Source organism: Curtobacterium sp. L6-1 (assembly GCF_018885305.1).
Lineage (GTDB): Bacteria > Actinomycetota > Actinomycetes > Actinomycetales > Microbacteriaceae > Curtobacterium > Curtobacterium aetherium.
On record NZ_CP076544.1, the window covers coordinates 1,335,817 to 1,358,135 of the forward strand.

A 22,319-nucleotide genomic window follows, 5' to 3' on the forward strand; every position below is an offset into this window, starting at 1 on the left:
GGTCCGGCACCACCGGACCCGTCCGGGCGCAGCCCATTCCGCCGCGTCCGGACCACCCCACGACAGGAGTCCACGGTGACCGCACCGCGCCCCGCCGTCCGATCGAGGTCCGTCCTCGCCGTCACCGCCACGGCCCTCACGGCAGCGACCCTGCTCGCCTTCGTCGTCACGCCCGCGTCGGCCGCGACCGTCGACGATCCTCGGTCACCCGCGGGTCCGACGAGCTCCCTCGACCCCGTCGCGGCGGCGGGCACGGAGCGGGACGCAGCCGTACCGGCGGCCGGGCAGCCGTCCGGCGGACCGACGGCCGACGGCGTGCGGGTCGGCGACGGCTCCTACGCGCCGACCCCGCCGGCGACCATCACCGACATCGGTGACGTGCGGAAGACCCTCGACCAGCACCTGTACGTCGACCCGTCGCAGGCCGGGAAGCCCGTGCCGACGAACCAGTGGTGGACGGACCTGCTCGTCAGCCGGTACTCCGGCGACATGTGGGCGTACCCCTTCGTCTCGTCGAACAGCGCCGCCGGCACGAAGGTCACCATCCCGACGCGGTGGAACAGCGACGGCACGGCCATGCGCCTGGAGGCCCCGGTCACCGTCGGCGGGACCGTCGACCCGACGCCGGACGCCTCCGACCGGGTACTGGCCGACTTCGAGGACGGCGTCCCCGACGGCTGGGTCGCGACCGGGGACGCGTTCGACCGGACCGCGACGGGCACGAGCACCGGCCAGAGCGAGGTCTCCGGCTGGCTCGGCAGCCGCTTCCTCGACTCGTTCACCGACGACGGCGGGGACGGCGCGACCGGCACCCTGACGTCGCCGTCGTTCACGATCGACCGGTCGACCCTCGCCTTCCTCGTCGGCGGCGGCCACCACCCCGACCACGAGGCCGTGCAGCTCGTCGTCGACGGCAAGGTCGTGGCCAGCAGCACCGGCACCGACAGCGAACGGCTGCGGTGGGACAGCTGGGACGTCTCGGCCCTCCGCGGGCGGACCGCCACGTTCCGGGTCGTCGACGACCTCCGGGCCGGGTGGGCGCACGTCATGGTCGACCAGGTGCTCCTCACCGACGCCCCGGACGGACTCGCGGAGCGCTCCTCGACCACGTTCACCGCGAAGCAGGCCGACGCCCTGCGGTGGGGCGACTGGAACGTCAGCTGGCGGATGCCGCAGGACGGCCCCGGTGGACAGTACATGGACGTGACGAGCATGCAGGGCTCGCCCTACGAGTGGTTCGAGTTCCACGGCATGACACCCCGCATCACCCTGCAGGACGGCGCCGAGGTCACCGACGGCGACGGGCGGGCGCTGACGCTGCCAGTCACGACCGACCGGTTCGAGATCCGGCAGGACGGCCACGTGTTCGGCGTGCACGCCCCGGACCGCACCACCTTCACCCGCGTCGGCAACGCCCTCGAGACGTCGTCGGGCACGCCGTACCTCGTCCTCAGTGCCGTCCCGGACCACGGGATGTCGTTGGACGACCTGCACCGCACCGCCTTCGCCGTCCCGCGCGACACCCGGATGGAGTACTCCTACGACCCCGCGGCCGCGAACGTGCGGCAGCAGTGGTCGATCCGGACGGACCCGCTGCAGGGCGACGACCACGACACCGTGCAGGGCTGGCTGCAGCACCAGTACGCCGACGCCACCACGAACCTCCGCTTCACCGGCGCCACCTACGCGACGCCCCGCGGCACCATGAGGACCACGGTCGGCCACGGCGGGTGGACGCTCGACTACGCCTTCACGGGCACCACCCCGATCGGCGCGACCCCGCAGGCCGTCGGCGACTCCCCGTACTCCGAGCAGGTCATGCGCGAGTACCTGCACGACTACGCGGCGAAGACCACGTACGGCGGCGACACTTACTGGGGCGGCAAGGACGTGCTGCAACTGGCGGAGTACATGACCATCGCCCGGCAGATCGGGGACACCGAGGACGCCCGCAGACTGCAGGAGACGCTCGAGACGGCCCTGACCGACTGGTACACCTACACCGACGGCGAGCGGGAGCACTTCTTCGCCATGTACCCGACGTGGAAGGCGCTCGTCGGGTTCGCCGACTCGTACGGCTCCGCGCAGTTCAACGACAACCACTTCCACTACGGGTACTTCGCCGTCGCGACGGCCCTGCTCGGCCGGGTCGACCACGCCTGGGCCGACCGCTACGAGGGCATGGCGACCCTCGTCGTCAAGCAGTACGCGAACTGGGACCGCGACGACGCCCGCTTCCCGCACATGCGCACCTTCGGCGTCTGGGAGGGCCGCTCGAACGCCGGTGGTGTCTCCTCCCCCGGCGGCAACAACCAGGAGTCCTCGTCCGAGGCGATCCAGTCCGAGGCGGGCCTGTTCCTGCTCGGCACCGTCCTGGGCGACACGGACATGCAGGCCGCCGGCGCCGTGCAGTACGTCACCGAACGGGCAGCCGTCCGCGACTACTGGCAGAACGTCCGCGGCAACCCGGCCTCGGCGTCGTACGACGGCAACGGCGCGTTCCCCGACGCGTACCGGCACGGGCAGGCCGGCATCCTCTTCGACTCCGGCCAGGCCCACGCCACCTACTTCTCCGGCGACCCCGCGTGGATCTCCGGCATCCAGTGGATGCCGACCGCGCCCTGGTTCGACTACTTCGGGTGGGACCCGGACTTCTCGAAGGCCCTCATGCGCGAGATGATGGCGGCCCGCCCCGCAGCGCTCGGCCAGGCCGGCACCACCGACGGCAACGCCGGCCGCATCCAGATGCTCACGAAGAAGTGGTGGGGTGTCGGCACCTACGGCGACACGAGGATCACCCGCGACCGCCAGGCCGCCATCGGCGAGCTGCAGGACGCGATCCGCGCCGTCGAGACGAACCACCCCGGGTACGTCACCCGACGCACCACCGCCAACCCGCTCTGGGACCGCGCGACCGACACCCTGTCCGTCTCCGTGGACGACGACGGCCGCGTGGTGTTCCCCGAGCGGTACTGGACCCCGGAGACCCTGCCCGCGGCACTCGTCCCCGCCGAGCTCGACGGACCGACGGCGGACCGGCTGCCGGAGGACTGGCCGATCCCGTCCCCGCTCATGCCCTTCCTGGTGGACGACTTCCGGGCAGACACCGCCACCATCGACGGGCTCTACGGCGTCGACCTGACCGACCACACCCCGGGACGGGACACCGCCCACGCCGCGCGGGTGTTCAGCGGCATGGGCGACGCCCTCGGCAACGTCGTGCTCGGCTTCCTCGGCCAGTACGACCCCGACACGTACGCCGACGTGCATGCCGCCCTGTGGCAGGCCGCCGACCCGGCCGTCACCGGGCAGTCGATGGCCGGCCTGGTCTACCACCAGGCGATGTCGAACCGGACGGTCGGCACCGAGGTCACCGACCGGCACACCTCCGACCCGCTCAGCCAGGTGTTCCGCGCCGCCGACGGCACGATCAGCTACGTCCTCGACAACCCCGACACCGTTCAGCACACCTACGACGTGTACGAGGGCTCCGAGGTCATCGGTCGGATCGCGGTGCCGGCGCAGACGCAGATCACCTCGCACCTCGACGCGCACCTCGCCGAGGTCGTGGTCAGCACCGACGGCTCCCCGAGGACGATCGTCCCCGGTGCCACCACCACGTTCACCGTGACCGGCTGCGACCAGTACGGCGCGACGACGGACCTCGACGACGTGCGCTGGTCCACCGACGCCGGCACGATCAGCGCCACGGGCGTCCACCGCGCCTCCGGACCGGCCGAGCACGCCACGGTCACCGCGACCGTCGGCGGCGTCTCGGGGTCGTACCGCTTCCGCATCGCCCCCGCGCCGGTCCTCACCGGCATCGACGTCTCGCCCGGCGCCGACCGGCTCGTCGTCGGCAGCCCGCAGCACTTCCACGCCGCCGGCCACGACCAGTACGGCGACCGCGCCGACCTGCCCGACGACCTCACCTGGTCGACCACCGCACCCGGCGCGATCGACGCCGACGGCACCCTCACCACCACCGCGGCGGGCTCCGGGTACGTCGTCGCGACCGCCGGCGGGGTCGAGGGGACGGCGGTCGTCGCCTCCGTGATGACGATCCCCGACGCCGCGGCCGGCACCTCCCCCGTCGCCTCCTCGTCGGACGGCGCCAACACCGCCGACCGGGCCGTCGACGGCGACCGCGGCACGCGCTGGGAGAGCGCCCACGGGATCGACGACGTCGACTACACGATCGACCTCGGCCGCCGGACCGACGTCACCGACGTCGAGGTCGACTGGGAGAACGCCGCCGCGCAGCAGTACGTCGTCCAGGTGAAGGACACCGCCGACGACACGTGGCGGGACGTCCGCCGGGTCGAGAAGACCACGCCGAGCGCGGACACCGTCGCCGTCGACACGACCGCCCGGTACGTCCGCCTGCACCTCGAGCGGCGGCTGACCGGCTACGGGTACTCGATCTGGGACGTCCGGGTGCTCGGCACCCCGTCCGCGGCGACCGTCGACGTGACCGACCTGCTCGTCGCACCACGGGCCTCCACGGTGCGACCGTCCGCCACGGCGGCGCTCGCCGCGTACGGCTTCGACCGCGACGGGTACGGCGGGCGGCTCGACGCGGCACAGCCGGACTGGTCCGCGACCGGCGGCGGCAGCGTCGACCGCCAGGGCACCGTCACCGCGGCCGCGACCGGCGACGTGACGACCACCGTCACGGCCAGCGTGGGACGGGCCTCCGGTCGGGCGACCGTGACCACGCTCGCCGAGCCGACCGGCGACGACGGGACCGGTGCCGGCGGGGCCGGCGACGACGGGACCGGTGCCGGCGGGGCCGGCGACGACGGGACCCTGCCGAGCGCGCCGCGGGACGTGGCCGTCGGCAAGCCCGTCACCACCTCGTCCGACGAACGCGGCGACCTGGCTGGCCGCAACGCGGTCGACGCCGACGGCCGGACCCGGTGGTCGAGCGCAGCCCGCGACGGCGAGTGGCTGGCCGTCGACCTCGGTGCCGTCCTGCCCGTCGACCGGGTCGAGGTCGACTGGGAGGCCGCCTCGGCCGAGGCCTACCGGCTCCAGGTCCGCGACACCGCCGACGACGACTGGCGCACGGTCGCGACGGAGACGCACGGCGCCGGCGGTGGAGCGGTGCACCCGCTCGACGACGTCCGGGCCCGGTACGTCCGCATCGTGGCGGACCGTCGGCACACCGCGTACGGCGTGTCGCTCTGGGCGTTCCGGGTGCTCTCGACGGCGGGTGCCCCGACCCCCGACCTCGCACGCGGAGCCGCCGTGTCGTCCTCGTCCGACGAGGGCCACGGCGTCCCGGCGCGGAACGCCGTCGACGGTGACTCCGGGTCGCGCTGGGCGAGCGGGCACACCGACGACCAGTGGCTCGCCGTCGACCTGGGCGCACGGCACCGGCTCCACGGCGCGGTGCTCCGGTGGGAGGACGCCTCCGGTCGTGCCTACCGGATCGAGGCGCGGAACGCGGACGACGACGCGTGGACGACGCTCGCCACCGAGACCGCCGGCGACGGCGGTACGGACACCCAGGACCTGGACGGCTCGTGGCGGTACGTGCGCCTGCACGGCGTGGAACGGGCGACCCCGTACGGCTACTCGCTGTACGACCTCGAGATCCGCTGACACCGGTGCACCGGGCGCCGCTCCGACACGGGGCGGCGCCCGAGCGCACCGGAGCGCGGGCGGGACCGGAAGCGCGGGCCGACCCGGGACAGGAAGCGCGGAGCACCGATGCATTCGCATCTCGTCGCCCTATGGTGACGGCAAGTGCACGAGCACGAACTCCCTCACCGGCCGAAGGGCCGATGACGATGGAAGGTCGGTCCCGACCGTGACCACCACCCCGATCCAGGCGGGCTTCACCCGCACCCGTCCGAGCACCGGCACCCGGGGCTCGAGCACGTCGACCTACTCGGCGGTCCTCGCCCAGGTCAAGCAACAGGACCTGCTCCGCCGCAGGACCGGCTTCTACTGGACCCTCTTCGGCTCCCTCGTCGGGACGCTCGTCATCGCCTGGGTGGTGTTCGCGCTCCTCGGTGACTCCTGGTTCCAGCTCATCGTCGCCGGCGCCCTCGGCGTGCTGTTCACGCAGTTCGCCTTCCTGTCCCACGAGGCCGCGCACCGCCAGGTGTTCGCGTCGCAGCGCTGGAACGACCGAGCGGGCCGGTACGTCGGCACGTTCCTGGTCGGCCTGAGCTACTCGTGGTGGATGAACAAGCACACCCGTCACCACGGCAACCCGAACACCATCGGCAAGGACCCGGACATCGCGCCGGGCGTCATCCGCTTCACCCCGGAGGACGCGGCCGCCACCTCCGGCGCGCGCAGCGTGTTCACCCGCTTCCAGGGCTGGCTGTTCTTCCCGCTCCTCACCCTCGAGGGCGTGAACCTGCACTGGTCCGCCGTCCGTGCGGTCATGAGCGGCACCGACACCAAGGCCGACCTCCGCCACCGCATGGTCGAGGCCGCCCTCCTGGTCGCACGCTTCGGCATCTACCTGACCGCGGTGTTCTGGTTCCTGCCGTTCGGGATGGCGTGTGCGTTCCTCGGCGTCCAGCTCGCCGTGTTCGGCGTCATGATGGGCGCCTCGTTCGCTCCCAACCACAAGGGCATGCCCACCATCGCCCACGACGCCAAGGTCGACTTCTTCAGCCGCCAGGTCCGCACCTCCCGCAACATCCGCGGCGGCTGGTTCGTCTCCTTCCTCATGGGCGGACTCAACCACCAGGTCGAACACCACCTCTTCCCCTCCATGCCCCGCCCCGCCCTCAAGCGGGCACGCCTGCTCGTCAAGCAACACTGCGACACCCTCGACGTCCCCTACACCGAGACGAGCCTCCTCCGCTCGTACGGTCTGGTCGTCGCCCACCTGAACAAGGTCGGGATCGCCGCCCGCGACCCGTTCACCTGCCCGATGGTCGCGCAGCTCCGGATCCACTGACGCGTCCCGCGGGCCGTGCCGCGCTCCGCCACGTACGATCGGGGAGACCCCATCGTCAGAGGAGACGGAGCCCGGCATGGCACCCACCCACCCCGCGGAAACGACGGAGGCCCGAGCCGGCTCCGGCACACAGGCCGCCGGTCCCGTGACGGGCTCCGGCACGGACCGGCCGCACCACGCCACCGCGTCCGTCGCCGCGATCCTGGCCGAGTCCGCGGACCGCTACCCGGACGACGTCGCGATCATCGTCGGTGAGCAGCGGATCACCTACGCGGAACTGTGGGACCAGACCCTCGCCTACGCCGGCGCCCTCCGCGCCCAGGGCGTCACCGAGGGCAGCCGCGTCGCGATGCTCGTCCCGAACGTCCCCGACTTCCCGCGCGTCTACTACGCCACGCTGGCACTCGGGGCCGTCGTCGTCCCCGTGCACGCGCTCCTCAAGCGGCACGAGATCGAGTACGTGCTCCGGGACAGCGGCGCCGCGCTGCTCGTCTGCGCCGCACCGCTCCTCGCCGAGGGCGCTGCCGGTGCCGCGCTGGCCGGCGTCGACGTCGTCACGGTCCTCGCGCCCGGTGACGACGCCGCGACACCGCCCCGCCTGGAGGCCCTGGCCGCGTCGAGCGCACCCCTCACCACCTACACGCCCCGCGACCCGTTCGACACCGCGACCATCCTGTACACGAGCGGCACGACCGGGCAGCCGAAGGGGGCAGAGGGCTCCCACTTCGCCCTGCTCGAACAGGTGAACACGCTCCTGATGAGCACGTTCGACATGCACCGCGGCGACGTGCTGCTCGGCGCGCTCCCCCTGTTCCACACCTTCGGGCAGACCTGCACGATGAACACCGGCTTCCGCACCGGCGCGACGATCGTCATGCTGCCGAAGTTCGACGGGGCGACCGCCCTCACGGCGATGGTCGAGCACCACTGCGGGATCTTCATGGGTGTGCCGACGATGTACATGGCGCTGCTCGACGCCGCCTTGCGCTCCGAGGAGCGGCCGACCCTGCGGTACGCGATCTCCGGCGGCGCCTCCCTGCCGCTCGCCGTGCTCGAGCGCTTCCAGACGGTGTTCGGCGCCCCGATCCACGAGGGCTACGGGCTGACCGAGACCTCCCCGGTCGCGAGCTTCAACCACGTCGGCCGGACGCCGCGACCCGGCACCATCGGCACGCCGATCTGGGGCATCGAGGTCGAGATCGCTGACCCGGGCACGACGGACGCGGTCGTGCTGCTCCCCCGCGGCGAGATCGGCGAGCTCGTCATCCGCGGCCACAACCTCATGAACGGGTACCTGAACCGGCCCGGGGACACCGCTGCGGCGATCGTCGACGGCTGGTTCCGCACCGGTGACCTCGGCACGAAGGACGACCAGGGCTTCCTGACCATCGTCGACCGGACGAAGGACATGATCATCCGGAACGGCTACAACGTGTACCCCCGGGAGGTCGAAGAGGTCCTCGCGACCCACCCCGACGTCACGATGGCCGCGGTCTTCGGCGTTCCGCACGACCTGCACGGCCAGGAGATCGCCGCGGCCGTGGTCCTCGGCGACGGGGCCACGACGACGTCCGACGAACTCGTCCACTTCGTCGCCGACGCGATCGCCGCCTACAAGTACCCGCGCGTCGTGCACGTGCTCGACGCGCTGCCCCTCGGACCGAGCGGCAAGGTGCTCAAGCGCGAACTCGTCGACCGCTTCTCCGGGGCGGTGGCGGACGCCGAGCCGACCACGGCCGGCTGAGCGCCGGCGTGGAGCTGCTCACCGACCGGAGCCGGTCCGACTGGCTAGCCACGACGACGACCTGCTGGTCGGCGAGGGGCACGTCGTCCGACCCGAGGAGGGACGCCTCGACCCGTCGCTGCTGTCCGCCCTCACGACCCACCTGGCACCGGCCAGGTCGACGCCGCTCGACCTCGGCGCGGCGGTCTGGGACGGCTGGGGCGAGCTGGCCGCGGTCCTCGACCCGGTGACGAGCGACCGGTAGGTTCGGGACGACAGGGAAGGGGGACACCATGACTGCACTCGTCTGGCTGGCCGCGGTCGCCGCGGGGCTCGTCGTCGTCGCCGTGCTCGCGCGCGCCCGGCGCCGCTAGGGACGGCACGGAAGGGACGCCTGCGGTGGTGCCGCGCTGTGGGGGCCGTGTGCGGTGGGCTCTGCCGGGCTCGAACCGACGACATCTTCCGTGTAAAGGAAGCGCTCTACCAACTGAGCTAAGAGCCCCTCCTCCCGATCCTAGAGGGACGCGGGAGTGGTGCCGGTCGGCGGGCGGGCACACCCGCCGACCGACCGGGTCAGGCGCCGGGCGTCATGCCGGCGCCACCGGTCAGGCCGGGGTGCGCCGACTTCGACAGGCCCTCGGCGGTCGACCGTGCGTGCTCGGCGTCGGCCACGGCGCGGGCCCCGATCGCCGGGTCGGTGGGCTCGAGGTGGGCGAGCGCACGGCGTCGGCGGCGGTTCTGCACCTCCACGACGACGAGCACGGCCGCGATGGCGACGACCACGGCGATGACGGTGACGACGATGATCATGGTGTTCCCCCTCTGCACCGGGTGGTGCACCCGGTCCGGCCACCATAACCAGTCCGCCCGCCCGCCGTCAGGTCCGCCGCGCTCCGCCGTCGTGGGCGGCGCCCGTCCCCCGTCCTCCGGGCGCGCCGTGCGCCCCGCCTCCGCCCTGACTACGCTCGGCCGCATGCGCCGTTCCCCCGCCGTCGTCGCCGCGGTGCTCGTCACCCTGCTCGGCACCGTCCTGACCGGCTGCTCGACCCCCGGCGCGGACACGAGCAGCACGACGCCGCCGTGGCCGCGCCCGACCGACCTGCAGCACCGTGCCGACGAGGCCGGGCTCGAGAACGTCTGGGGCCAGCGCCTGGCGGAGCACGTGCACACCCACCTGACCATCACGGACGGCGACACCCCTGTCGTGGTGCCGGGCGACGTCGGGCACTCCGCGAGCGAGCGCTTCGCCGCACAGCTGCACACGCACGACACCTCGGGCATCTTGCACGTCGAGTCGCCGACGCGCGAGCGGTTCACCCTCGGGCAGTTCTTCGACGAGTGGGGCGTCTCCCTCGGTCCGGCGCACGTCGGCGGCCTCCGGGGCGAACTGACCGTGTGGGTCGACGGGAAGCGCTCCCTGGGCAACCCGCGGTCGATCGAGCTGACGAACCGCCGTCAGATCGACCTGGCCGTCACGACGATCGGTGAGGTGCCGCACCGCCCGGCGGCGTTCGACTGGCCGCCGCAGTACCGCTGAGACCGCCGGGCGCTCGCGGACGGGGCACCGTCCCTCGACCGCTCGCAGGCTCGGTCTGGGATGCTGTCCTGCAGGGGTCGCACGCTGGGGACAGGGGATGATGCAGCCATGACGCAACCGTCGGGAGCACCGGAGCAGGACGGGCCGCCGACCGGCGCACGGCGCTGGTGGATCGTCGGGTCCGGCGCGCTGGCCGTCGTGGTCGCCGCCGCGACCGTCGGTTGGTCGCTGCACCGGTCCGGCCAGGAGGCCCGCCCCACCCCCGTCGCGGCCGTCACCTCCGCCCCGCCCACGCCCACCCCCTCGCGGACGCCGTTGCCGGACGTCCCGGACCGCCCCTCGGACGAGGCCCTCGCCGCGCTCCCCCTCGCGTTCCACGACGCCGTCATCGGCGGTCTCCTCGACGGCACCCAGGTCGACGCCCGGAACGCCTGGACGACGGCGACCCCCAAGGTGCCCCTGGTGCCGCTCTACGCCGCTCCCGACGCCGACGCCGACCCGGTCGCGACCCTGTCGTCGTCGGTGTCCACGCTGAACACCCCGACCGTGACCGCCGTCTGGGACCGGTCCCCGGGACGGGACGGCGGCATGGTGCTCGTGTCGACGCCGTCCCGGAACCGGACGCCCGGCGACGGCGACGGGGCCACCGCGCCGAGTGCCACGTTCGCGTGGGCCCGCGCCGCGGACTTCACGCTGACGGGTGTCGACCGGGTCGTCCGGATCGACAACGCGGACTCGACGATCGCGATCGTCCGTCGTGACGGGTCGACCGAGACGAGCGAGACCGCGCGGCTCGGCACCCCGCAGGACCCGACGCCCGTGGACACGAAGACGTACATGGAGGCGAACTACGTCGACCCGCAGGTGACGTACACGCAGGGCCACCCGATCTCCCTGACCGGGGCGCACTCGGCCACGCTCGCCGGGTACGGCGGGAACGCGGCCCTCACCGCCCTGCACTACTACCCGGACCCGACGGGTTCCTCGCACGGCTGCGTGCGGATCTCGGCGGAGATGACCCAGGCCCTCGCACGACTGCCGATCGGGACGCCGATCGAGTTCAGCTGAAGAGCTCCTGCACCACCGCGTCCGGACGTTCGACGTGGGCGAAGTGCCCGCAGGCCTCGAGCAGCACGGTCCGCACGTCCGGCAGTGTGCTGCGCAGTGCGTCCAGGTCCTCGACCCGCGCGAACACGTCCTGTCGTCCCGCGATCGCGACGACCGGACACGTGACGGCCGCCCAGCGACGGGTGTCGTAGCGGGCGGCCGACCGGGCGGCCCCGAGGAACCCGGCGGGCCGGAACTCGTCGACGAAGGCGTCCAGGACACTGCGGTCCAGCCGACGGACGGCGGCGAAGACCGGCGCGGCGAGCAGTGGGAGCACCCCGGTGCCCGCCGCACCTCGGAGGAGGCCGTGTGCAGCACCCCGCGTGACCGCGATCCCGGCCCGGAGCAGGGTGAACGCGGGCAGCGTCCGCAGCGCACGCACCGGGTGGCGGGCAGCGTCGGTCGTCGCCACGGTGGTGCCGGACACGAGCCCGAGCGACCGCACCCGCGCCGGGTCGGTCACGGCCAGGTGCAGGCCGACGAAGGCACCCATCGAGTGCCCGACCACGTCGACCGGTCCGGTGCCGAGGGCCTCGAGCACCTCACCGAGCACCGCGGCCGACCCGTCGACGTCGAGCGGCCGTGCCGGTGCCGGTGAGGAGCCCCACCCGGGCAGATCCACGAGCACCAGACCTCGACCGGGGAGACCCGCCGCCGCGGTGAGGACGGGCGTCCACGTCGTCCACGACCCGGCGACGCCGTGCAGGAACAGCACGGGACGCACGCCGGGACGGTGCCGCACGACGGTCGGGCCGGCGCTCGTCGTGACGGTCACCGTCGTGAGGCCCCAGCGCGCCGGGTCGTCGACCACGGGGTGGGGCGCGTAGCGCCCTCGCTCCGACGCCGGGCCCTGCGGGGCCGCGCCGGTCTCGGTGACGGTCACCGTGCCTCCAGTCCGGTGCGTCGACCGCACCCCCGAGGGTTCGGAGCGGACGTCGGGACGGAGTGCCCGGTGGGTCACAGCGTGCCGGGAGGCGCGGGGCGGCGTGCGCGGACGGCCAGCCTGCGCGGACGCGAGAGCGGTCGGCAGGTCTCGGTCAGCCGACGGGGACGGGTGCGGTGCAGGAGGCGAGGCGGTCGAGGGCCGCGCGGTACTCGGTGACGTCGCGGGCGACGCCGGGCTCGCTGATGATCGAGGCCTTGATCCGGCCCTGCACGTCGATCACGAAGGTCGCCCGGGTGGCGAAGCCCTTCTTCTCGAGGAAGACGCCGTACTCCTTCGACACCGCTCCGTGCGGCCAGAAGTCGGCGAGGAGCTCGAAGTCGTAACCGTTGGTCTGGGCGAACGAGCGGAGCGTGGCCTTGGAGTCGACCGAGATGCCGATGAGCTCGATGCGCTGGTCCTGGAACATCGCGATGTTGTCCTGGAGCGTGCAGAGCTCGTCCGTGCAGGTGGACGAGAACGCGAGGGGGAAGAAGACGAGGGCGACCGGGCGTCGGCCGCGGTGGTCGCTGAGTCGGACGTGCTCACCGAACTGGTTCGGGAGCTCGAAGTCCGGCGCGAGTGAGCCGATCTCCAGTGCCATCGGTGGTGCTTCTCTCCCCGGGCGTTGGGTGTGCCCGTCGGTTCCACACGTCCGCAGGTCGCGCGACGCACGATCGGCCATGCTACGCCGACGCCACGCGAACGCAAGTGCCGTCCACGCCACGTCGTCATCAGCATCGGCGTCGGTGCGGGGGCCTAGAGTGGACGCGGCCCGTCCCCGGTCGCGACCCGACCACCGACGGCTCGACATGTCCACCACCACGAGAACGAACGAGGTCAACGGTGACGGTGAACGACCAGGACCCGCGCAGCACCGCAGGGCAGGACCAGGACCCCGAGGAGACCGCCGAGTGGCGTGAGTCCCTCGACGGCCTCGTCGCGACGCACGGCCACCAGCGGGCCCGCGAGATCATGCAGAGCCTGCTGAAGCGCTCGAACGAGCTGCACCTCGGTGTGCCGATGGTCCCGACGACCGACTACGTGAACACCATCGCGCCCGAGGACGAGCCCGAGTTCCCCGGGGACGAAGAGCTCGAGCGTCGCTACCGCCGGTGGATCCGTTGGAACGCGGCCATCACGGTGCACCGCGCGCAGCGCCCCGGCATCGCCGTCGGCGGCCACATCTCGACCTACGCGTCGAGCGCCGCCATGTACGAGGTCGGCTACAACCACTTCTTCCGCGCGCAGGACCACCCGTCCGGCGGCGACCAGGTGTTCTTCCAGGGCCACGCCTCCCCCGGCATGTACGCCCGCGCCTACATGGAAGGGCGCCTCAGCGAGGACCAGCTCGACGGCTTCCGCCAGGAGCAGTCCCACGCCGGCGGCGGACTGTCGTCCTACCCGCACCCGCGCCTCATGCCGCACTTCTGGCAGTTCCCGACCGTGTCGATGGGCATCGGCCCGATCAACGCGATCTACCAGGCGCAGCAGGCCAAGTACCTGTCCAACCGTGGGATCAAGGACGCCGCCGACCAGCAGGTCTGGGCGTTCCTCGGCGACGGCGAGATGGACGAGGTCGAGTCCCGCGGGCAGCTCCAGGTCGCGGCGAACGACGGCCTCGACAACCTGAACTTCGTCATCAACTGCAACCTGCAGCGGCTCGACGGCCCGGTGCGCGGCAACGGCAAGATCATCCAGGAGCTCGAAGCGTTCTTCCGCGGTGCGGGCTGGAACGTCATCAAGGTCGTCTGGGGCCGCGAGTGGGACGACCTGCTCAAGCGGGACACCGACGGCGCGCTCCTCAACCTGATGAACGCCACGCCGGACGGCGACTACCAGACGTACAAGGCCGAGAACGGTGCCTACGTCCGCGAGAACTTCTTCGGGCGCGACCCGAAGGCGCTCGAGCTGGTCAAGGACTACTCGGACGACCAGATCTGGAACCTCAAGCGCGGCGGGCACGACTACCGCAAGGTCTACGCGGCCTTCAAGGCGGCGACCGAGCACAAGGGCCAGCCGACCGTCATCCTGGCGAAGACCGTCAAGGGCTACGGCCTCGGCCCGAGCTTCGAGGGCCGCAACGCGACCCACCAGATGAAGAAGCTGACGCTCGACAACCTCAAGCAGTTCCGTGACGAGATGCGCATCCCGATCACCGACGCGCAGCTCGACGAGAACCCCTACACGCCGCCGTACTACCACCCGGGCAACGACGACGAGGCGATCCAGTACATGCACGAGCGTCGCCGTGAACTCGGCGGCTACGTGCCGGAGCGTCGCACGAAGTACACGCAGGTGAACCTGCCCGACGAGTCGAAGTACCAGATCGTGAAGAAGGGCTCCGGCAAGCAGGAGGTCGCCACGACGATGGCGTTCGCCCGCCTGCTCAAGGACCTGCTCCGCGCGCCGGACTTCGGCAACCGCGTCGTCCCGATCATCCCGGACGAAGCGCGCACGTTCGGCATGGACGCCTACTTCCCGACGGCGAAGATCTACAACCCGAACGGCCAGCACTACACGTCGGTCGACCGCGAGCTCCTCCTGGCGTACAAGGAGAGCCCGCAGGGCCAGATCATCCACGTGGGCATCAACGAGGCCGGGGCACTGGCCGCGTTCACCGCCGTCGGCACCTCGTACTCGACGCAGGGCGAGCCGCTCATCCCGGTCTACGTCTTCTACTCGCAGTTCGGGTTCCAGCGCACCGGTGACGCCATCTGGGCCGCCGGTGACCAGATGACCCGTGGCTTCATGATCGGCGCCACGGCCGGTCGCACCACCCTGACCGGTGAGGGCCTGCAGCACGCCGACGGCCACTCCCCGCTCCTGGCGGCGACGAACCCCGCGGTCGTCTCGTACGACCCCGCCTACGGGTACGAGATCGGGCACATCGTCCGGTCCGGCCTCGAGCGGATGTACGGCACGAACGAGGACGGCACGCCCGCCCACCAGGACCCGAACGTCATGTACTACCTGACGGTCTACAACGAGCCGCTCGTGCAGCCGGCCGAGCCCGAGGGCGTCGACGTCGAGGGCATCGTCAAGGGCATGTACCTGCTCAAGCGCAGCGAGCACGACGGCCCGAAGGCCCAGCTGCTCGCGTCCGGTGTCGCCGTGCCGTGGATCCTCGAGGCGCAGCAGCTCCTCGCCGAGGACTGGGGCGTGTCGGCGGACGTCTGGAGCGTCACGAGCTGGGGCGAGCTCACCCGTGACGGTCTCGCCGCGGAGCAGCACGCGTTCCTCAACCCGAACGAGGAGCCCCGCACCCCGTTCGTCACCGAGCGCCTGCTCGGCACCGAAGGACCCGTCGTGGCGGTGAGCGACTTCATGCACGCCGTGCAGGAGCAGATCCGTCCGTTCGTCCCCTCCGACTACGCCACGCTCGGCGCCGACGGCTTCGGCTTCTCGGACACCCGTCCGGCAGCACGCCGCTTCTTCCACATCGACGGCCCCTCGGTCGTCGTGCGGACGCTGCAGCAGCTGGTCCGCCAGGGCAAGCTCGACGCCTCGGTCCTGCAGCAGGCGATCGACAAGTACCGTCTGCACGACGTGACCGCCGGCACGACCGGCAGCGCGGGCGGCGAGAGCTGATCTCCTCGTGACGACCGTCCGACCTGACGCCGCGGGCCGGGAGCGCGAGCGGGAACGCACGCTCTCCTGGCTCCGGCAGGTCTCCGGGGAACTCTCGACCGCCACCGTCAAGCGGCTCGAGGACACCCTCCCCTGGTACAGCGAGATGCCGCCGGGCCGGCGCTCGGCCGTCGGCATGGTCGCCCAGGCGGGCATCTCGTCGTTCGTGTCGTGGTTCGACGGCACGCTCTCGACGCCGTGGATCGCGGCTGCCGACGTGTTCGGCTCCGCGCCGCGGGAGCTCCTGCGCTCGGTGAGCCTGCAGCAGACGCTGCAGCTGATCCGGGTCGTGGTGACCGTGGTCGAGGAGCGCGCGAAGGACGACGCGATGCTGCAGGAGGCGATCCTCGTCTACTCGCGGGACATCGCGTTCGCCGCCGCCGACGTCTACGCCCGTGCGGCCGAGGCCCGCGGGCTCTGGGACGCCCGGCTCGAGGCGCTCGTGGTCGACTCGATCCTGTCCGGCGAGTACGACGACGAGTTGCCCTCGCGGATCGCGGCCCTCGGCTGGCACGGTCACGGCGAGGTCGCGGTGCTCGTGGGCACGGCGCCGAAGCAGCTCGAGGTCGACCAGGTCCGGCGGACGGCGCGGCACCAGGACGCCGACGTGCTCATCGGCGTGCAGGGCTCCCGCCTGGTCGTCGTGATCGGGCGGGCCACCCCACGGGACGACGTGCCCGAGGGCGAGGAGCCCGTGTCGTTCATGTCGATCGCGCAGGCGCTCGAACCGCTGTTCGGTGAGGGCCACCTGGTGCTCGGCAACGAAGTCCCGGGGGTCGTCGACGCGTCGACCAGCGCGAAGGCAGCCCTGGCCGGGTTCGCCGTGGCCCGGGCCTGGCGCGGTGCACCCCGTCCGGCACTGGCCGACGACCTGCTGCCCGAACGGGCACTGGCCGGCGACCCGCTCGCCCGGTCCGCTCTCGTGCAGCGCATCTACACGCCACTGAAGGACCAGTCGACCGAGCTGCTGCAGACGCTGTGGTGCTACCTCGACACCGGTCGTTCGCTCGAGGCGACGGCGCGCGAGCTGTTCGTGCACCCGAACACCGTCCGGTACCGGCTGCGCCGCGTCGCGGACATCATCGGGTGGGACGCCACGCACGCCCGTGACGCCCTCATCGTGCAGTCGGCGCTCATCCTCGGGGCGATGTCCGAGTCCGCCTCGACCCGCCGCCGACCGCCGCGTCGCTGACCTTCATGGCGACCGGTCTGTAGGAAGTCGACGATGTCCGGTCCGAATCCGTGTGGGATGTCCACACGGGTCGGATCGGAGCGGACGACGAGGATTGACCGGTGATCGTCGTCGTCGCGCCCGGACAGGGCTCCCAGACCCCCGGCTTCCTCGCCCCCTGGCTCGAGGACGCCGCCGTGCGTGAACGTGTCGGACAGTGGTCCGAAGCCATCGGCGTGGACCTCGCCGAGCACGGCACGAACTCGGACGCCGACACCATCAAGGACACCGCGCTCGCGCAGCCGCTCATCGTGGCCGCCGGACTCGTCACCGCGGACGCCCTGCTCGCCGAGGGTCGCCGTGCCCTCGTCGGCGGCGTCGCGGGCCACTCCGTGGGCGAGTTCACCGCCGCCGCGGTGGCCGGCGTCCTCACCCCGACCGACGCCGTGGCGCTGGTCGCCGAGCGCGGCCGTGCCATGGCCGACGCCGCCGCCCTCGAGCCGACCTCGATGGCCGCGGTGCTCGGTGGCGACGCCGACGAGCTGGCCGCCACGCTCGAGTCGCTCGGCCTCACCGCCGCGAACCACAACGGTGGCGGCCAGACCGTCGTCGCCGGCCCCGTCGACGCGATCGCCCGGCTCGCCGAGCAGCCGCCCGCGAAGGCCCGCATCGTGCCGCTGGCCGTCGCCGGCGCCTTCCACACCCGCTTCATGGCGCCCGCCGTCGACCGGGTCGCCCCCGTCGCCGCCGCCACGGCCGTGCAGGACCCCACCCTGCCGCTCTGGACGAACGCCGACGGTTCCCGCGTCGACGACGGCCGGCACTTCGTCGACCTCATGGTCCGGCAGATCGCCAGCCCCGTGCACTGGGACGCCGTGATGACGTCCTTCCAGGAGGCCGGTGTCACCGGGATCATCGAGCTCGCGCCCGCGGGCGCCCTCGTCGGGCTCGCCAAGCGCGGACTGCGCGGCACCCCGACGGTCGCGATCAAGACACCCGACGACCTGCCCGCCGCGATCGCCCTGCTCCAGCAGGCCGACGACGAGACCACCGAGGCCGCACGATGACCGACGACCGCACCCCCGCCACCGACGCGCCGGACGCGGCCACGGGCCTCCAGGCCGGCGCCCGCCCGCTGCTGTCCCAGCGACGCGGCCACGAGTTCACCCGCATCCTCGCCTTCGGTGCCGCCCGCGGCGAGAACGTCGTGCCGAACGACGACCTGGTCGGTCCGATCGACTCGTCGGACGAGTGGATCCGTCAGCGCACCGGCATCGTCACGCGCAAGCGTGCCGGGCGCGACGTCGAGGCCGTCGACCTCGCCGAGGCGGCCGCTCGCGAAGCGATCGAAAAGGCGGGCATCGTACCCGAGCAGATCGGTGTCGTCCTCGTCGCGACCGTCACGCACACGGTGGCGACGCCGTCGATGGCCTCGCTGCTCGCGGAGCGCATCGGCGCCACGCCCGCCGCCGCCTACGACATCAGCGCCGCCTGTGCCGGGTACGCGTACGGGATCGCCCAGGCGGACTCGTTCATCAAGTCCGGCATCGCCGAGCACGTCCTCGTGATCGGGGCCGAGAAGCTCAGCGACGTCGTCGACCCGACCGACCGGTCGATCTCGTTCCTCCTCGGTGACGGAGCGGGCGCAGCCGTCGTCGGCCCGAGCGACTTCGCCGGCATCGGGCCGAGCATCTGGGGGTCCGACGGCTCGAAGTGGGACGCGATCGGCATGACCGCGACCTACAACGAGTGGGAGGCCGGCGCACCCCGGCCGACCATGCGCCAGGCCGGCCAGACGGTCTTCCGCTGGGCGGTCTGGGAGATGGTCAAGGTCGCGCGCGAGGCACTCGAGGCCGCCGGCGTCCGCGCCGACCAGCTCGCCGCGTTCGTGCCGCACCAGGCGAACATCCGGATCATCGACGAGTTCGCGAAGCAGCTCGGCATCCCGGACACGGTCGCCATCGCCCGCGACATCACCACGACCGGCAACACCTCCGCGGCGAGCATCCCGCTCGCCACGCACCGCCTGCTCACCGAGCAGCCCGAGCTGTCCGGCGGTCTCGCACTGCAGATCGGGTTCGGCGCCGGACTCGTCTTCGGCGCGCAGGTCGTCGTCCTCCCCTAGTCCCTCGCGCCTCCGGGCGCGGGCGGTGCCCGTGCCCTAGGCTGTCCCACGGTCAAACGACACCCCCCTCAAGGAGAACCCCCATGGCCCTGTCCAACGAAGAAGTCCTCGCCGGCCTGGCCGAGCTGATCAACGACGAGACCGGCATCGCGACCGACACCGTCGCCGCCGACAAGTCGTTCACCGACGACCTCGACATCGACTCCATCTCGATGATGACCATCGTCGTGAACGCCGAAGAGAAGTTCGACGTCAAGATCCCCGACGAAGAGGTCAAGAACCTCAAGACCGTCGGCGACGCCGTCGACTTCATCGTCAAGGCCCAGGCCTGAGTCGAGCTTCCTGAGCGCCGCGGGCCGCTGACCCTCGAGTCGTGGCCCGCGGCGCTCGTCTTGTCCCTCGCAGAAAGAACGTCGTTCATGACCAAGAGAACCGTCGTCGTCACCGGTATCGGTGCGATCAGTCCCCTCGCTGCGACCGCCAAGGAATCCTGGGCGGCCCTGCTCGCCGGTGAGTCCGGCATCAGCCGCATCGAGGACCCGCGCTACGCCGACCTCGAGCTCCCCGTCGAGTTCGCCGGTCAGGCCCGTCGCTTCGTCACCGACCAGCTCACCCGCCCCGAGTCGAAGCGGCTCGACCCCTCCTCGCAGCTGTCGCTCATCGCGGCCCGAGAGGCCTGGGCCGACGCCGGCATCGACGCCGAGTCCGTCGTGCCCGAGCGCCTCATCGTCGACTGGGCGACCGGCATCGGCGGCGTGAACACCCTCCTCGACGCCTGGGACACCCTGCGCGAGAAAGGCCCGCGTCGCGTCATGCCGATGACGGTCCCGATGCTCATGGCGAACGGCCCCGCCGCCGCCATCGAGATGGAGTTCGGCGCCCGCGGTGGCGCCCGCACCTACCTCTCCGCCTGCGCCTCCTCGACCGAGTCCCTGGCCGAGGCGTACCGGCACGTCGCGTTCGGCGACGCCGACATCGTCATCGCCGGTGGCGCCGAGGCCGCACTGCACCCGCTGCCCCTCGCGTCCTTCGCCGCGATGCAGGCCCTGTCGCGCCGCAACGACTCCCCCGAGACAGCCTCGCGTCCGTACGACGTCACCCGCGACGGCTTCGTGCTCGCCGACGGTGCCGCCGCGCTGATCCTCGAGACCAAGGAGCACGCCGAGGCCCGCGGAGCGCACATCTACGCCGAGGTCGCAGGCTCCGGCATCACCTCGGACGCGTTCCACATCACCGCTCCGGACCCGGAGGGCTCCGCTGCTGCCCGTGCCGTCATCATGGCGCTCGAGCACGCGGACGCCAGCCGCGAGGACGTCGCCCACGTCAACGCCCACGCGACCTCGACGCCGGTCGGCGACGTGGCCGAGTACCACGCCATGCGCCGCGTCTTCGGCGACCACCTCGACTCGGTGGTCGTCTCGGCCACCAAGGCGTCCACCGGGCACCTGCTCGGCGGCGCCGGCGCGATCGAGGCGGTCTTCACCGTCCTCGCGCTCGAGAACCGCGTCGCTCCGCCGACGATCAACCTCACCGAGCAGGACCCGGAGATCGTCATGGACGTCGCGACGGCGCCCCGCGACCTGCCGCAGGGCGACCTGCTCGCGGTGAGCAACTCGTTCGGCTTCGGCGGGCACAACGCCGTGGTGGCGTTCCGCTCGGTCTGATCCACGCTCCGTCCGGAGGCCCGTCCCGCGTCGCGGGGCGGGCCTCCGTTCCGTCTGGGGCTCGTCCCGCTGGCCGCCGGGCGGGCGGCGGCTGGCGGGCGGGCGACGGTTGGCGGGCGGGCGACGGTTGGCGTGCCGAGAGCAAAGCCGAGGTCGCACAATCTGCCGCTCACGTCCGCCGAGGTGACACGAACGGCCGCCCAGGACGCCGGCACCCGACCGAACGCGCGACCTCGCCGTCGTATCCCGGGCGCTCCGTCTCCCGGGCGCTCGGGGCGTACCGCCCGGACCGCAGGCGCCGAGGTCGCACGACTTGCCGCTCCCGTCCGCCGACGTGACAGAAACCGCCGCCCGGGAAGCCCGCACCAGACCGAACGCGCGACCTCGCCGTCGTATCCCGGGCGCTCCGTCTCCCGGGTGCGCGGGGCGTACCGCCCGGACCGGAGGCGCCGAGGTCGCACGACTTGCCGCTCCCGTCCGCAGACGTGACAGAAACCGCCGCCCGGGGGCCCGGCCGCGGCAGGACGTGCGACCTCGCGGATCGAGCGCGGGCGCGTCGGCGGCTGGGCGCCCGCGGCGTTCGGGTCGGACCGGAGGCGCCGAGGTCGCACGACCCGCCGCTCCCGTCCGCCGACCTCACAGAAACCGCCGCCCGGGAGGCCCGCACCCGACAGAACGCGCGACCTCGCCGTCGTATCCCGGGCGCTCCGTCTCCCGGGCACGCGGGGCGTGCGGCCCGGATCGGAGGCGCATAGGTCCCACGACCCGCCGCTCGCGTCCGCCGACGTGACACGAACTGTGGCCCAGGAGGCCCGGGCCCGGCAGGACGTGCGACCTCGGCGAGCCCCGCTGGGCGCGGCGACCCCGCCGGGTGCGCCGACCCACACCCGCGCGCGCGCACGCCGCACGCACGACGAAGCGCCGCCCCGGAGGACGGCGCTTCGTGCGGATCGGAGTGTCGGGAGCGTCAGCCCACGCGGTGGAGCCAGACGACCGGGTTGCCCTCGGCCGCCTGACGGAAGGGCTCGAGCTCGTCGTCCCACGCCTGCCCGAGCGCGAGACGCAGTTCGCGGTGCAGTTCGAGCGCGTTGCTGCCCGCGAGCTCCATGGCGTAGCGGATGCGGTCCTCGGGCACGACCATGTTGCCCGTGACGTCGGTCTGCGCGTAGAAGACGCCGAGGTCGGGCGTGTGCATCCACCGGCCGCCATCGGACTCGCCGGTGGCGTCCTCGGTGACCTCGAAGCGGAGGTGCTCCCACCCACGCAGCGCGGAGGCGATCGCCGCCCCGGAGCCGACGGGCCCGGACCACGTGAACTCGGTGCGCCGCGATCCGTCCAGCGCGGGCTGGTCGAGCCACGAGAAGTTCACGGCACGACTCATCGCGCGACCTGCCGCCCATTCGACGTGCGGGCAGAGCGCGCGTGGTGAGGAGTGCACGTAGAGCACTCCTGACGTTGTCCCAGTCACGATTCCTCCGATCGTCAGGTGCGACTTCCCCATCGACCTGTACAGCG

Annotated in this window: 15 protein-coding genes and 1 tRNA gene; 11 read left to right on the forward strand and 5 right to left on the reverse strand. The window is 72.4% G+C overall.

Annotated elements, in window-relative coordinates; all coding sequences use genetic code 11:
• The first annotated feature begins 75 nt into the window (after window positions 1–75).
• The 3 genes from KM842_RS06200 (at window position 76) to KM842_RS06210 (ending at window position 8,669) form a co-directional block, all read left to right on the forward strand.
• Complete coding sequence (locus KM842_RS06200) at window positions 76–5,607, forward strand: discoidin domain-containing protein (protein ID WP_216261596.1); 5,532 nt, start codon at window positions 76–78, stop codon at window positions 5,605–5,607.
• Window positions 5,608–5,815: 208 nt separating this feature from the next.
• A complete protein-coding gene (locus KM842_RS06205) occupies window positions 5,816–6,925 on the forward strand; it encodes a fatty acid desaturase family protein (RefSeq protein WP_216261597.1) in 1,110 nt (369 codons plus the stop codon).
• 76 nt (window positions 6,926–7,001) lie between these two features.
• Window positions 7,002–8,669 (forward strand): long-chain-fatty-acid--CoA ligase, encoded by a 1,668-nt coding sequence (locus tag KM842_RS06210; protein WP_216261598.1) that lies wholly within the window; start codon window positions 7,002–7,004, stop codon window positions 8,667–8,669.
• A 408-nt stretch (window positions 8,670–9,077) separates the two neighbouring features.
• Here KM842_RS06210 and KM842_RS06215 read toward each other — a convergent pair.
• Both KM842_RS06215 and KM842_RS06220 read right to left on the reverse strand, forming a co-directional pair.
• Window positions 9,078–9,150, reverse strand: a tRNA-Val gene (locus KM842_RS06215).
• A 71-nt stretch (window positions 9,151–9,221) separates the two neighbouring features.
• Window positions 9,222–9,458, reverse strand: a complete 237-nt coding sequence (locus tag KM842_RS06220; protein WP_216261599.1) for a hypothetical protein — start codon at window positions 9,456–9,458, stop codon at window positions 9,222–9,224.
• A 163-nt stretch (window positions 9,459–9,621) separates the two neighbouring features.
• Between KM842_RS06220 and KM842_RS06225 the strand changes: the two genes are divergently transcribed.
• Together KM842_RS06225 and KM842_RS06230 are read left to right on the forward strand one after the other, a co-directional pair.
• Complete coding sequence (locus KM842_RS06225; RefSeq protein ID WP_216261600.1) at window positions 9,622–10,185, forward strand: hypothetical protein; 564 nt, start codon at window positions 9,622–9,624, stop codon at window positions 10,183–10,185.
• 108 nt (window positions 10,186–10,293) lie between these two features.
• Window positions 10,294–11,253: a L,D-transpeptidase family protein gene (locus tag KM842_RS06230; RefSeq protein WP_216261601.1), complete on the forward strand. Its 960-nt coding sequence runs from the start codon at window positions 10,294–10,296 to the stop codon at window positions 11,251–11,253.
• Here KM842_RS06230 and KM842_RS06235 read toward each other — a convergent pair.
• Both KM842_RS06235 and KM842_RS06240 read right to left on the reverse strand, forming a co-directional pair.
• A complete protein-coding gene (locus tag KM842_RS06235; protein ID WP_216261602.1) occupies window positions 11,246–12,175 on the reverse strand; it encodes an alpha/beta fold hydrolase in 930 nt (309 codons plus the stop codon). The two genes, KM842_RS06230 and KM842_RS06235, sit on opposite strands and share 8 nt — an antisense overlap.
• Before the next feature lie 154 nt (window positions 12,176–12,329).
• The gene (locus tag KM842_RS06240) at window positions 12,330–12,818 is read right to left on the reverse strand and encodes a peroxiredoxin (protein ID WP_216261603.1); all 489 of its coding nucleotides are present in this window, start codon (window positions 12,816–12,818) and stop codon (window positions 12,330–12,332) included.
• A gap of 242 nt (window positions 12,819–13,060) precedes the next feature.
• On the opposite strand from KM842_RS06240, the gene aceE reads away from it, so the two are divergent.
• From aceE to KM842_RS06270, 6 genes are all read left to right on the forward strand, one after another.
• Window positions 13,061–15,805, forward strand: coding sequence for a pyruvate dehydrogenase (acetyl-transferring), homodimeric type (gene aceE, locus KM842_RS06245; protein WP_216261604.1), 2,745 nt, complete (start codon window positions 13,061–13,063; stop codon window positions 15,803–15,805).
• 7 nt (window positions 15,806–15,812) lie between these two features.
• Window positions 15,813–17,036: a PucR family transcriptional regulator gene (locus KM842_RS06250; RefSeq protein ID WP_216261605.1), complete on the forward strand. Its 1,224-nt coding sequence runs from the start codon at window positions 15,813–15,815 to the stop codon at window positions 17,034–17,036.
• 101 nt (window positions 17,037–17,137) lie between these two features.
• A complete protein-coding gene (locus KM842_RS06255) occupies window positions 17,138–18,082 on the forward strand; it encodes an ACP S-malonyltransferase (protein WP_216261606.1) in 945 nt (314 codons plus the stop codon).
• A complete protein-coding gene (locus KM842_RS06260; RefSeq protein ID WP_253206276.1) occupies window positions 18,079–19,140 on the forward strand; it encodes a beta-ketoacyl-ACP synthase III in 1,062 nt (353 codons plus the stop codon). Before KM842_RS06255 ends, KM842_RS06260 begins: the two co-directional genes overlap by 4 nt.
• A gap of 83 nt (window positions 19,141–19,223) precedes the next feature.
• Window positions 19,224–19,472, forward strand: coding sequence for an acyl carrier protein (locus KM842_RS06265; protein ID WP_058741348.1), 249 nt, complete (start codon window positions 19,224–19,226; stop codon window positions 19,470–19,472).
• A gap of 87 nt (window positions 19,473–19,559) precedes the next feature.
• On the forward strand, window positions 19,560–20,804 hold the full coding sequence (locus KM842_RS06270; RefSeq protein ID WP_216261607.1) for a beta-ketoacyl-[acyl-carrier-protein] synthase family protein: 1,245 nt from the start codon (window positions 19,560–19,562) through the stop codon (window positions 20,802–20,804).
• A gap of 967 nt (window positions 20,805–21,771) precedes the next feature.
• On the opposite strand, the gene KM842_RS06275 is transcribed toward KM842_RS06270, so the two are convergent.
• Window positions 21,772–22,305, reverse strand: a complete 534-nt coding sequence (locus KM842_RS06275; RefSeq protein WP_216261608.1) for a DUF3145 domain-containing protein — start codon at window positions 22,303–22,305, stop codon at window positions 21,772–21,774.
• Window positions 22,306–22,319 lie beyond the last annotated feature (14 nt).